Source organism: Williamsia muralis (assembly GCF_051487485.1).
GTDB lineage: Bacteria > Actinomycetota > Actinomycetes > Mycobacteriales > Mycobacteriaceae > Williamsia > Williamsia muralis_B.
Genome location: NZ_JAHVCV010000003.1, coordinates 581,950 through 594,635, shown reverse-complemented (window position 1 = coordinate 594,635; position 12,686 = coordinate 581,950). Strand labels below are relative to the sequence as shown.

At 64.0% G+C, this 12,686-nt stretch carries 12 protein-coding genes; 7 read left to right on the top strand and 5 right to left on the bottom strand.

The features are described 5' to 3' along the window. Positions 1-99: 99 nt before the first annotated feature. From KXR83_RS11135 to KXR83_RS11120, 4 genes are all read left to right on the top strand, one after another. Positions 100-537 (top strand): hypothetical protein, encoded by a 438-nt coding sequence (locus KXR83_RS11135; RefSeq protein ID WP_437424876.1) that lies wholly within the window; start codon positions 100-102, stop codon positions 535-537. A gap of 146 nt (positions 538-683) precedes the next feature. Beyond that, complete coding sequence (locus KXR83_RS11130; protein ID WP_437424875.1) at positions 684-1,241, top strand: CsbD family protein; 558 nt, start codon at positions 684-686, stop codon at positions 1,239-1,241. A gap of 33 nt (positions 1,242-1,274) precedes the next feature. Beyond that, the gene (locus KXR83_RS11125) at positions 1,275-1,955 is read left to right on the top strand and encodes an IF2 family translation initiation factor (RefSeq protein ID WP_437424874.1); all 681 of its coding nucleotides are present in this window, start codon (positions 1,275-1,277) and stop codon (positions 1,953-1,955) included. A gap of 93 nt (positions 1,956-2,048) precedes the next feature. After that, complete coding sequence (locus tag KXR83_RS11120; protein ID WP_437424873.1) at positions 2,049-3,539, top strand: Mur ligase family protein; 1,491 nt, start codon at positions 2,049-2,051, stop codon at positions 3,537-3,539. Positions 3,540-3,574: 35 nt separating this feature from the next. Here the strand turns inward: KXR83_RS11120 and KXR83_RS11115 are convergent, their stop codons facing one another. Continuing rightward, positions 3,575-4,477 carry a manganese catalase family protein gene (locus KXR83_RS11115; protein ID WP_437424872.1) on the bottom strand — a complete coding sequence of 301 codons (903 nt, stop codon included), beginning with the start codon at positions 4,475-4,477 and terminating at the stop codon, positions 3,575-3,577. A gap of 539 nt (positions 4,478-5,016) precedes the next feature. Here KXR83_RS11115 and KXR83_RS11110 point away from each other — a divergent pair. From KXR83_RS11110 to KXR83_RS11100, 3 genes are all read left to right on the top strand, one after another. After that, positions 5,017-5,727, top strand: a complete 711-nt coding sequence (locus KXR83_RS11110) for a GAF and ANTAR domain-containing protein (RefSeq protein ID WP_437424871.1) — start codon at positions 5,017-5,019, stop codon at positions 5,725-5,727. A gap of 28 nt (positions 5,728-5,755) precedes the next feature. Next, the gene (locus KXR83_RS11105; RefSeq protein WP_437424870.1) at positions 5,756-5,911 is read left to right on the top strand and encodes a hypothetical protein; all 156 of its coding nucleotides are present in this window, start codon (positions 5,756-5,758) and stop codon (positions 5,909-5,911) included. A 301-nt stretch (positions 5,912-6,212) separates the two neighbouring features. Next, on the top strand, positions 6,213-6,713 hold the full coding sequence (locus tag KXR83_RS11100) for a hemerythrin domain-containing protein (RefSeq protein ID WP_030162860.1): 501 nt from the start codon (positions 6,213-6,215) through the stop codon (positions 6,711-6,713). Between the two features lie 59 nt (positions 6,714-6,772). Here KXR83_RS11100 and malQ read toward each other — a convergent pair whose 3' ends face one another. The 4 genes from malQ to KXR83_RS11080 form a co-directional block, all read right to left on the bottom strand. Next, positions 6,773-8,893, bottom strand: a complete 2,121-nt coding sequence (gene malQ, locus KXR83_RS11095; protein WP_437424958.1) for a 4-alpha-glucanotransferase — start codon at positions 8,891-8,893, stop codon at positions 6,773-6,775. 91 nt (positions 8,894-8,984) lie between these two features. Continuing rightward, positions 8,985-11,096 carry a xanthine dehydrogenase family protein molybdopterin-binding subunit gene (locus KXR83_RS11090; RefSeq protein WP_437424869.1) on the bottom strand — a complete coding sequence of 704 codons (2,112 nt, stop codon included), beginning with the start codon at positions 11,094-11,096 and terminating at the stop codon, positions 8,985-8,987. Further along, positions 11,093-12,091, bottom strand: coding sequence for an FAD binding domain-containing protein (locus KXR83_RS11085; protein ID WP_437424868.1), 999 nt, complete (start codon positions 12,089-12,091; stop codon positions 11,093-11,095). Before KXR83_RS11085 ends, KXR83_RS11090 begins: the two co-directional genes overlap by 4 nt. Continuing rightward, complete coding sequence (locus tag KXR83_RS11080) at positions 12,088-12,663, bottom strand: (2Fe-2S)-binding protein (RefSeq protein ID WP_437424867.1); 576 nt, start codon at positions 12,661-12,663, stop codon at positions 12,088-12,090. Before KXR83_RS11080 ends, KXR83_RS11085 begins: the two co-directional genes overlap by 4 nt. Positions 12,664-12,686: the final 23 nt, after the last annotated feature.

The following is a 12,686-nucleotide window of genomic DNA, read 5'->3' as shown; positions in this document are numbered from 1 at the left end:
CAAGCCGACGCGGGACCCTGAGATCAATGTGTGCCCGGTCACCTGCGGCGGCACCTAGGCGTGTGGGATATTTCGTCCGCACCTGGGTACAGCTCGCACGTGTCGAAAAATAGTGAATCCGCACCCCTCGATCAGCGCCGGCCCGAAGGGGTCACCGATGCCACCGTGTCGGCCGTCGGCAAAGTGTCCGAAGCTCTCGAATGCGCCGATCGTGCGCGTGGGCACCTCTACTCCTTCCACCAGCTCATGGGTCACGCCGACCTCCTGCTCGGAGAGGCGGTCGAAGCACTACGCGACGCCGGCCATCACGAGCAGGCCGACCGATTGCAGGAAGACATGGTCGGCCGGAATGTGATCGAAGACAGGTGGACCTTCCAGATCGTCGAAGACTTCGACGACAACTACTGGTCGCAGTTCCGACAGCACGACCAACAGATCAGGGATGAACTCCAAGGCGGTGTCCGGCATGTGTTCGAGGCGGAGATGAAGCAGCGTCGGCGCACCCACGGCCGACGCCATCACGAAGAGAAGCCCTGACCAGCGAAACCATTCTGTGGTCCCGGTCACAATGGCGGGCCAAATCCGGTTCAAACAGCCCGGCGCGGGGAACCACTTGTCCGCAGACACCCACCGAGACTCACACCGAGTACTCGAACAGATGTCACCAGAAGGAGTCTTTTCAGATGAATGAGGACAGCAAGGCCGACCAGGCCCGCAAGGGCCTCTTCGACTCGGTCAAGGGCAAGGCCAAAGAGGTTGCCGGTGCCGTGACCGGCAACGACTCGCTGACTGCCGAAGGCCAACTCGAGCAGACCCAGGCCCAGGAACGCAAAGAAGCCAATAGCGTCGAGGCCGTTGCGGATGCCGAGGCCGAGCAGGCACGGACGCAGGCCCAGAAAGCCCGGGCCGAGAGCGCCGAAGAGCGCATCGAGGTGAGTGCGGAGACGGCGGCAGCGGAGCGCGCTGCTCATGAGGCGCAGCAAACTCAGAAGCGTGCTGCAGAACAGCAAGAACAAAAGAAGGTCGCGGTCGAGCAGACCCAGGCCGAGCTCGACGCCCGTGCCAAGGAGAAGCAGGCAAGGGCCGAGGAGCGCGCTGAGCTCGCCGATGCTGCCGACGACGTGGTCGAGGCCGCAGATGAGCATCAAGAGTCGGTCAAAGAGGCATCTGACGCACAGGCAGAGGCCGATCGAATCCGCCGTCAGGCCGACAGCCTCACCGATCAGGCAGACCTTTCTTAGAGCAACGCGCTCATCAGACTCAGGAGTACACCCATGAACGTCATCCAAGTTCCGTTCGCAGTACTGCGCGTGCAGTACAAGATTGCCCGATTCCCGTTGCAGTTGATCGAGGACCGAGTCGTGTCACGGCTCGACTCCGAAGCACCCGCACGCCTGCTCTACGAGCGTTCGCTCGGAGTGCTCGACTCCACAATCGGCGGTCTGCTCGGTGATCCGGCCATCGAAAAGCGCGGTTCGGCCCTGACCGAGCGCAGTGAGAAGCTGGGTCGGGCGGCGCAGCTCGAAGAGGAGGCGACGCGCAAGCGTCAGCAGGCCGACGCTGAGCTGAAGGCCAAGCGCGACAACGCGATCGACGAGCAGAAGCAGGCCCGCGAGAACAAGCAGCGCGAGATCAAAGAGGCCGAGCAAACAGCCGCCGAGCGCAAGCAGGCCGCAGAAGAGGCCGCCGAGGAAAGAACGGCCAAGGCGAAACAACAGGCCGACGAGCTGGCCGCCAAGCGTAAGCAGGCAGCCGAGTCCGCAAAACGCGATGAGCAAGCCAAGATCAAGGCCGCCGAAGACAAGGCGACCTCAGCGGCGAAGGCGAAGGCGCAGGACGCCGCCGCCAAGCGTGATGACGCCGAGAGCAAGCGTGCGCAGGCTGATCGAGTCGAGGAATTGGCCGACGCCGAGAAGTCGAAGCGGCAGGCCGAGCGCGCCAACAACAAGAACTGAGTACGGTCCGGGCTCACGGTGCAGGTCACCGAGTAGATGATCACGGCGCGTGAGCCCGAACCCGGCCGCAATGGCCGGCACACTCACAACTACATGACGATCGGGGACGTGGCGGAATTCCTCCATGTGCCCGTCAATATCGACGACGATCCACTGACGCCAGGGCTTCTCGCCTCTGGCGTCAGTGTCGATTCGAGGCAGGTACGGCCCGGCGACATCTATGTGGCTTTGCCTGGTCACCGATTCCACGGAATGGACTTCGTCGGCGAAGCCGCCAGGCGAGGGGCCGTCGCGGTGGTCAGCGATGCGCCCACATCGATGTTGCCTGCGCTGGTGGTGGACAGACCGCGGGCGGTGCTCGGTCCGCTGGCCTCGGCTGTCTACGGGGACCCCTCACGTGACATGGACGTCTACGGCGTAACCGGCACGAACGGTAAGACGTCGGTTGCCTACCTGATCGATGCGGCACTCACCGGGGGCCATCGCACCACCGGGCTCATCACGGGTGTTGTCGTCCGAGGCCCGCGAACAAACTGTCCCGGGCTCCGAACCACTCCTGAAGCGCCGTCACTGCAGGCGACGCTCGCATCATTTCGCGACCAAGGTGTCGATGCCGTGGCGTTCGAGGCCTCGAGTCACGGTTTGGCGTACGGCAGGGTTGATGGCACATATCTGCGTGCCGGCGTCTTCACGAATCTTTCCCCGGACCACCTCGACTTCCATCCGAACATGGACGAGTACTTCAGGGTCAAGGCCTCCCTCTTCCGCGCCGAGCGGTGCCGGTTGGGTGTGATCAACATCGACGACGAGTACGGCAACCGACTCGCCGCCCAGATCGGTATCGAGACGGTCAGTGTGTCCACTGCCGATCCAGTAGCCGACTTCTACGCCGCGGACGTACGAGCGCACGCGCGCGGAACGTCCTTCACCCTGCACAGCCCCTATGGCCGCTTCCCCGTGAATCTGCAGCTGCTCGGATCTGCTCAGGCGGACAATGCGTTGGCTGCGGTCGCGGCGGTCGCGGCCACCGGAAACGACATCGTCTCCGCGATTCGTGGTGTCGAGAAGCTCACCGGCATTCCGGGTCGGCTCGAACCCGTCAATGCGGGGCAGTCGTTCCTGGCGTTTGTCGACTACATGCACAACGCCGCAGGCCAGCAGACCGTTTTCCCATTCCTTCGGTCGTTGACGTCGCGTCGGGTCATCGCAGTGATCGGGGCGACCGGCGATCGCGATCCCGGCAAACGGTTCCCGCTCGGCTTCACCGCCGGCGGTATGGCAGACATCGTGGTGATCACCGACGAAAGTCCCCATTCGGAAGACCCTGTGAAGCTGCGCGCACCGGTGGTCGCCGGAGCCCGGGCAGCCTGTGCCGCCCACGTCGTCGAACAACCCGGCCGCGCCGCAGCAATCGAGCTCGCCGTCGGTCTAGCAGAGAAAGGCGACGTCGTGGTGGTGGCCGGACGTGGTCACTCCCCCACCCTCGTCTCTGGTGAGAGAAGTCAACCCTTCGATGATCGAGCGGTGGTGCGCGAGGCAGTTCTGCGTCGGCACCCATCGAGCACGCAGCTGCCGGCCGGATGAACCGGCCGGCAGCTGCCGAGACAGACGAGCCCTGATCAGTCCGGGATTGCGTCCTTCAGCTTGCCCATGACGCCCTTCTCGGTACCGAGCTGAGCATTCTGCGGCGTGCCCTTCGAGCCGTCGTAGGTCGCATACAGTTTCGGATCCGGCGGCGGTGTCGACGCCTTGTTTCCGAGTGGCTGGGGATCGGCGAGGAAGCCCATCTGATGAATACCGTCGGGGGCAGTGCGATTTGCCCATCCCCCGGTCGACGAGAACTCTCCATCCGACAGATGCCAGATGTCGGTCGCGTGCTCTGCATGCTCTTCATCGAGGAGCGCATCAGGAGCAACCACGCTGGCCAGGCCATCAGCCTGCAATTCCTCGATCGCGGCCAACCAGAGGTTCTGATGGTGTGTGTCGCGGGCCAGATTGAACTTCAGCATGGCCTTCACGCCCGGGTCGTCAGTCATGTTGTAGAGGCGTGCTGTCTGCAGTCGACCCTGAGACTCCGCGGTGACGTTCGCACGGAAGTCGGCTAGCAAGTTGCCGCTTGCGATGACATAGCGACCGTTCCAGGGGTAACCGTTGCTGTCGGCGGGAAGTGCTCCGCCGCCGGCGACAATCGCCTGTTGCGGGTCCATCCCGCCCATCACAGCAGCGACCACTGGATCACCGCCGGCAGCCTTGCTGGACTCCGTGGCAGGTGCGCCTTCGAGAAGCCGCGCGACCATGACCGCCAACATCTCGACGTGCCCGATCTCCTCGGTGGCGATGTCCATGATCAGGTCCTTGTACTTGCCCTCCATGCGACAGTTCCAGCCCTGGAAGAGATATTGCATGGTCACTGTCATCTCACCGAACGCGCCGCCGATGAGTTCCTGCAGTTTGTGGGCATAGACCGGGTCCGGCTTTTCTGGTTTGACGTCGAATTGCAGGTAATCGGTGTGCTTGAACATGGGTCCTCTTTCAATCGGAATCTGCGGTTCCTGATTGCAAGGCACAGGTCTCACAGGTCGATACCGAGGTACCGTCCCCGACACAACGCACGAGGCGTCTGGTGAACCCGACCTTGCGGCGATGCCCGGCCATGCTCATTTCTCGACTCCGGGTTGCGTCGAACACCACCTAGCGGCCGTCTGCTGCGCAACCGAACATGAACAACCGCTGCAATCGCGATACCCGGCTACAGATGCAGTCAAACCAGCCGATCTCCGAGACCGAGAATGCGACTACTTCGAGTCGGCGGCGGTACGGTGAAGTGATCGTGAGCATGGTCTAAACCTGGCGTTGCTTGCCCGCGCGTGGTGCCCGGGAGACGATGCGGATGCCTGCTTCGAGTGAAACCTCAACTCCGACTAGACATCTGCAATCTCGGGGTATGGCGGCGACGGCTCGATGCCGAATCGGCAGACCGGGTCGTCTGCGGCGGGGCGACCTAGATCGACGACCTACAACGAACACCTGCTCGACGGCCAGATGGCCCAAGGAGGCGACCATGACCAACCACACCGACGGCGCACGGAATGTACATGCGGCCATTGCCGAGTTGGCCCGGCAACTTCACGCCACCGAACAACGCGATCTCCAGTCTGTACTGGCAAACGTCGCCGAGGGTGCGGTGTCGAACGTGCCCGGTGCGGAGTATGCCGGCATAACTGTCACAACCAACCGGGACACCTTGACCACTCAGGTAGCGACGGATCCGATTGCCGAGTTGCACAACGATATTCAGATCAAGCACGGACAGGGGCCATGCCTGGTGGCCGCCTGGGACCAGCCCGTCGTCCGGGTCAACGACCTCACTTCGGAGACTCGCTGGCCGGCCTACGCGGCAGACGCGGTCGCGCTCACCCCCTTTCGTTCGCTCATGTCTTTCCGGCTGTACACACACAGCGAGACGCTGGGTTCGTTGACGCTCTACTCGCGCGCCCCGCTCGCGTTCACCGAAGAATCCGAGGAAATCGGCCAGGTCTATGCGGCACATGCCGCGGTGGCGTGGGCCGCGACCGAACGGGGTTCGCAGTTCATGAGCGCTCTGGCCAGCCGCGACATCATCGGCCAGGCAAAGGGCATGATCATGGAGCGTTTCGACATCAACGCCGTGCAAGCATTCGAACTGCTCCGCAAATTGTCGCAGGACACCAACACTCCCCTTGCCCGATTGGCAGCTGATCTGGTCCACAAAGACCATCCGCCGAAGCAGTGAAGACGACGCCCACGCATAGGATCGAACAATGACCGACAACAAGAAGAAGCCAGAAGACAGCAAGGTCGAGGAGCCCAAGGGTGGACGACCCGGGCCTGTCGACGAGGGTGGCTCGGGCGGCATGGCAACGCGTGAGGTGACTCCCGAATTGGTCCATCGCGACGGCGAAGACAACGACGACTGACCCTCACACTCGCGGCGGGTCCAGGAAGCCAAACGGCTTACATCCGCAGGAGCCGGGGCGATTGCTGTTGCCGCCCTTGATTGGTGAGCCATTCGGCCTCGTGACTTGATCAGGTGAGTGATCGTCGAAGACCACTCGCACAGTGCCCGGCGACGGCTAAGCTCAGGCGGCGGACTCCGGGAAGAAGACTCGGCTGTGCCGTGGCAGACCCAGTGCAGTAAGTGCTTTCGGGCGCTCATCGATACGTCGTTCACGCAGCCCCGTGGACGGCGTGCCACGTCGACCAACAACTGGAGTGATCATGTCCACAGATGCGATCGTCATTCTCAAGCAGGACCACAAAGACATCAAGAAGCTCTTCCGAGAATTTCGCGCCGCCGGTGAGGGCGCGACAAAGAAGAAGGGCGACATCGTCAACAAGATCATCGAGGCCCTCACTGTTCACACGTACATCGAGAACGAGGGCATGTACCCCGATGTGCGCAAGCGCGTGCCCGATGTCGAAGACGACATCCTCGAGTCCTACGAGGAGCACCACGTCGCGGATGTGTTGGTGATGGAACTCGCTGCTCTGAGCCCCGACAGCGAGCGGTTCGATGCCAAGACAACCGTACTGATCGAGAACGTCGAGCACCACATCGACGAAGAGGAATCAGAGTGGTTCCCCAAGGTCCGAGAAGCATTGGGGCGCAAGGAACTTCAAGAGCTGGGTGAGCACCTGCTCGAGCTCAAGAAGAAGGCGCCGCGCAGTCCGGCGCAGCCTTCGGCTCTCAAGAAGACGATCGACGCCGTCATCAAGTAACGCGCCTTCGCGCCAACGGCTCCGGCCACCGACCGACAAGTCGGTGGCCGGAGCCTGTTTCAGTCGGCGGCAGTGCGGCGCAGGGACCGCACGAGACGGGTGAAACGCGGGTGCGCTGCCAAGTCATCCACCAGTACCGCCTTGCCGTCCCCGTCCGCCAGCGGAACCGACCAGTTCGCGTACTGGCTCGAGTCGGTGCCCGGCTGGTTCTGGATGCGTCGCTCACCGACCGCATCGGTGAGTGCAACGCCCAGCAGCATAGATGGACTACGCGTGATGAGCGAATGCAGGGCAGCCACCGTCTGCTCCTCATCGGCATCGGCAGGCAGCAACCCCCGCTCCCTGGCGACGTCGAGGATGGCCTCACGGTCGCGGGCATCGTTCGCTCGCTCGGTTGCCTCGTCCTGCTCCAGCAGGCCGAGTTCGGACCGCAGCCTGATGTGTTCTGCTGCGAGATATCCGGCGGTCGGCGGCAGGTCGTGCGTGGTGACCGAGGTCAGGCACAGACGCCGGTACTCCTCAGGGGGAACGGGTGCATCCGGACCGTGTTCGAACCAGAGAATGGACGTGCCGAGGACGCCACGCTCGCTCAGGTAGTCCTGCACGATCGGTTCGAACACGCCGAGGTCTTCGCCGATCACCACTGCTCCGGCCCGTTCGGCTTCGAGAACGAGAACTCCGATGAGGGCCTCGTAGTCGTAATGCACGTACGCACCTGCTGCCGGCGACTCGCCTTCAGGAATCCACCACAGCCGGAACAAACCCAGGATGTGGTCGATGCGCAAACCTCCGGCACGTCGCAGGACTGTGCGGAGCATGTCGCGGAACGGGAGGTAGCCCTGTTCCGCCAACTTCCATGGGTGCCAAGGCGGTTGGTTCCACAGCTGGCCCTGCTGGTTGAACGCATCAGGCGGGGCGCCGACCGACACACGAGGCGTCAGAGCGTCTCCGAGTGCCCAGACGTCGGCGCCGCCGTGCTGAACTCCCACCGCGAGGTCGTGGATGATGCCGATGTCCATACCGGCCGCGACCGCCGTAGCCTGTGCGGTGGCGAGTTGCTCGTCACAGATCCATTGCAGCCAACTGTAGAAGGCGATCCGGCCGGCCAGTTTTTCGCGGAGCTCGGCAACCCGTGCCGGATCCCTCAGCGACTTACCCCATTTCGGACTGTTGGCACCGTATTTCTCGACGAGCGCGCACCATGTGGCGAAACCGAGCAGGCCTTCGCCTTCCTCCTCGAGGTAGCGGTCGAACTCGCCACGTCTGCGCGGGCTCAGCGGCACCGCGTGAATGGCCTCCAGCACTTCGAGTTTGGACCGGTACACAGAATTGCGGCGGATCTTGCCGGCGTCTCGGTTCCACCGTGAGTACTTGTCGGCGAACTGCCGCATGGCGTGATACTCGGCATCGGGGAGGCGCGCTGCTTCCGGGATGTCCTCCACCCTGATGTAGATGGGATTGACGAACCGCCGGGTTGTCGGCAGATATGGGGACGTCTCGAGCGGGGGCTGCGGTTGTGCAGCGTGCAGTGGATTGGCCAAGACGAAGTCCGCGCCGTGCACCGAGCCTGCGATGTAAGCGATGTCGGCCAAATCGGACAGATCCCCGATCCCCCACGACCGTTCGGACCGCACCGAGTACAGCTGCGTCGTCAGGCCCCATCGTTGCTGGGGTCCCAGCTTCTCGGCCGTTGTCAGGCGCTTGGGCGTCACCGCGAGTGTGGTCTGCGCCAGGGTGCCGGTGCCCACCTCTGCGTGCAGGGTGTGCCACCCGGTCGGCAACCCATTCGGCACGGCAAACGTTGCGCGCCCGATCATTTCGCCGTCGATTTCCTTCGGATCGACCCAGATGTCCAGCTGTGGAGCGTTGAGCCGCTCGCCATCCTCGGTGATCACCCACACCGAGACCGGCTCTCCATGGGGCACGTGGACAGGAACAGGGACAACCGCGTCTTCGACCATGACGACCACAGGAGGCAGGACCTGACGCCACGGTGCCTCGTCGAGAACCTGGAGCGATCGACGGATCTCACTCTCCGAGCCAGCCGCCACACCAAGGGCGGTCAAGATGTGCCGCAACGTGTCGTCGCTGACGTCGCGGCGTTCTTTGTCCCAGCCCTCATACGACGTGGCAACGCCACAGCGATCGGCCAGAACTCTCAACTGCTCGGCGTAACCCACCGCGCCGATGCTGCCAGGTTTCAGAGGTCCCCGCTCGCCCACCGGGGTGCCCTCAGCCGTCTTGTCCTGGTCGCTGCCGCCGGTGTTCGCTTCAGTCGCGGTATCGCGGGTCAAGTTGCTCCACAATCTTGTCCGGGCGCACGGGCAGGTCCCGCACGCGTACTCCTGTTGCATTGAAGACAGCGTTGGCGATGGCGGCCGCCGAACCGACGTTGCCGATCTCGCCGATGCCCTTGCTGCCCATGGGATTGATGTTGTCGTCCACCTCGTCGATCCAGACGGCCTCGATGTCTCGCACATCTGCGTGCGAGGGCACGTGGTAGTCCGCGAGGTTCTCGTTCCCGAAACCGCCGTACTGCGCGTCCGGATGTCCTTCTTCCATCAGAGCCATTCCCAGGCCGAAGGTCATTCCGCCGATGAGTTGGGAGCGGGCCAGACGTGGGTTCAGGACCTTGCCGACCGCGAACACGCCGAGCATGCGATCAACCGTCACCTCGCCGGTGTCCACGTCGACCGCGACCTCCGCGAAGTGCGCACCGAACGCTTCGCGATGGAGATCGGAGGCGGCTTCGACGTCGGCGGTGGTGTCGGCGAACTGCTCGACGGGTCGATCGACCGGTCCGCTCCCGATGTTGTCGCGCAGGCTTTTACACGCCTTGTGGACAGCGAATCCCCAGGAAGACGTTCCCGCCGACCCGCCGGCGCCCGGCGCCTTCGGGAGTGCACTGTCCCCCAGGTGAAGTCGCACCCTGTCCGCCTGCACGTGCAGTGCGTCGGCAGCGATCTGGGTCAGTACGGTGCGAGCGCCGGTCCCGATGTCCGACGCGGCCACCGACACGTCGAAGGTGCCGTCCGGTTGAGCGACTGCCAGTGCTGTACTCGGCGAGGTCATCGTCGGATATGACGCCAGTGCCACACCCATCCCGACCAGTTTGCGTCCCCGCCGAATGCTGCCGGGAGTGGGATCGCGTCGCTCCCAGCCGAATTGGTCCGCGCCCCTGCGTAACACCGACACCACGTTCCGGGAGCTGAAAGCGGTACCCGACGCCGGATCCACGTCGGGTTCGTTGCGGGTGCGCAAGTCGATCGGATCGAGCCCCAGTTCATGAGCGAGTTCGTCCACCGCCGACTCGAGCGCGTAGATACCGGGAGATTCGCCGGGTGCGCGCATCCACCGCGGGGTCGACACGTCCAGTGCTGCCACTTCGTGGGTGGTTCTGATGTGCTCGGTGTCGTAGATGTGACGCGTCGCCTCGGCGGTCTGTTCGACGAACTCGACGATCTTCGATGTCTGTTGCACGGTGTCATGACAGACGACCTCGAGGTTGCCTTTCCCATCGGCGCCGAGTGCGACCCGGGAAAATGTGGGCGTCCGGTAGCCGACAAACGCAAACGTTGCCGATCGGGGAAGCACCACCCGGACCGGCCGGCCGACGAACCTGGCGGCCATGGCGGCGAGGACGGCGTTGGGCCTGGTGCTCCCCTTGCCGCCGAACCCTCCCCCGACATGCTCGGCGATGACGCGGACGTTGTCGGGCTCGACGTCGAACAGGGTCGCCAGATCGCCCTGAACACCCGAAGGCGCCTGCGTCGAGTCCCAGACGGTCAGGGTCTCCCCGTCGTCGGTCTGTTCCCAGCTCGCAATGGTGGCGTGCGGCTCCATCGGTGCGTTGTGCATTGCGGGGGTCGAGTACCAGTGGTCGACCACGTGGTCGGCGTCTGCGATCGCTGCCTCGGGATCCCCGCGGCGTGCCTCGGCGGGGAATCCCGCATTGACCTCTTCGGGTGTGTACCGCGCGGGGTGGGTGGCGTGCAGGACGTTGTCGAAACCCTCGGCCCGCTCGTAGGCGATGTCGAGCGACTCGGCGGCAGCGCGCGCCTGTTCGACGGAAATCGCGATGACTGCCGCGACGATCTGCCCTCGGTAGTGGACGTCGGGTCCCTGCAGTACGTGTAGCTCGGCGTCCTCCGATTCACCCAGCCGCGTGGCGTTGCCATGCCACATCACGCCCAACACCCCCGGCATCTGCATGGCGGCGCCATCGTTCACGCCTGTCACCCGGCCGACGTTGATCTGCGCACCGACGTGCACGCAGTGGACGATCTGCTGTCCAGGCGGCACGCGGTCGGCGGTGTAGTGCGCCGTGCCCCCCACCTTGTCCTGGGCTTCTATCCGAGCGTGCGCAGTTCCGAGTGAGGTCATCGCGATGCCTCCTGCTCGTCGACCAGACCCATCAAGGCCTGTGTCACCACAGAGCGCACCAGCGGGATCTTGAAGCCGTTGGAGGACAACGGTTTCGCGTCGGAGAGCTCAGAATCCACAGCGCGGGCGAACTCGGCGCGGCTCACGACCTTTCCCCGTAGCTCTTCCTCCGCTCGCCGAGCCCGCCAGGGCTTGTGCGCCACTCCGCCCAGCGCGATCCGCACATCGGCGACAACCCCGTCCTCGACGTCGAGAATTGCGGCAACCGACACGAGCGCGAACGCGAACGAGGCGCGATCGCGGACTTTACGATAGGCCGAGGATTGCGCGGCCGGGTTGTCCGGGATGGTCAGCGAGGTCACCAGGTCGTCCCGGTCCAAGGTCGTGTCCAGCTGTGGCTGCTCGCCCGGCAGCCGGTAGAGCTCGTCGAAGGGGACCGAGCGCGGTCCGGCCGGTCCGAGCACATCGAGATCCGGCTCCAGGACGGCCATTGCCACGGCCATGTCCGAGGGATGCGTCGCCACGCACTTGTCAGACGCACCCAGGATCGCCATGTCGCGGTTGAGGCCGTTGACGGCCGAGCAGCCCGTACCCGGTTCGCGTTTGTTACACGCCTTTCCCGGATCCATGAAATAGGGGCACCGGGTGCGCTGGAACAGGTTTCCCCCGGTGGTCGCCATGTTGCGGAGTTGCCCCGACGCACCGGCCAGTAGCGCTTGCGACAGCACCGGATACCGCGACCGCACGAGCGGGTGAGCAGCGAGATCACTGTTGGGAACGTTGGCGCCGATGCGGAGTGCTCCGGTGTCGGTGACGGTCACGTCGTCGAGCGATAGTCCCCCGATGTCCACCAAGGTGGTGGGCGCAACCACACCCAACTTCATGAGATCAACGAGATTGGTGCCACCGGCGAGTATTCGTGCCCCGGGATCCGACCCGAGACGCAGCATCGCCTCGTCTGTGTTCTGAGGTGCCGTGTATTCGAAGGTCTTCATGATGCGTCCTGGTCGGCGAGTACGTCTCCGGCGACGGTGCGTACAGCGGCCAGAATGTTGACGTAGGCGCCACATCGGCATATGTTGCCGCTCAACCGCTCGCGGATCTCGTCGTCGTCGAGCAGACCGTCTTCCACGCCGGACGCCGGTGTCACCGCACTGGGCCACCCGCGTTTGGCTTCGTCGAGCATGCCGACTGCCGAGCAGATCTGTCCCGGAGTGCAGTAGCCGCATTGGAAGCCGTCGTGATCCACGAACGCCTGCTGCAGGTCAGATCCGGACTCGAGGTCGGCGATGCCTTCGATGGTGGTGATGCGGCGATTCTGTGCGGCCACGGCAAAGATCAGGCAGCTCACCACCCTGCGCTCGTCGATCAGGACCGTGCAGGCTCCGCACTGACCGCGATCGCAACCCTTCTTCGATCCGGTCAGGGACAGATTGTCACGTAGTGCATCCAAAAGCGTTGAGCGCGAATCGCATTGCACGTCGAGATCGCGGCCGTTGACGTTCAGGGTGATCGTTTCGAGCGAGGTGTCGGAGGAATGATGGCACGATGGGGGCTGGTCGTCCATTGGGGTGGTCTACCCACCCGGAG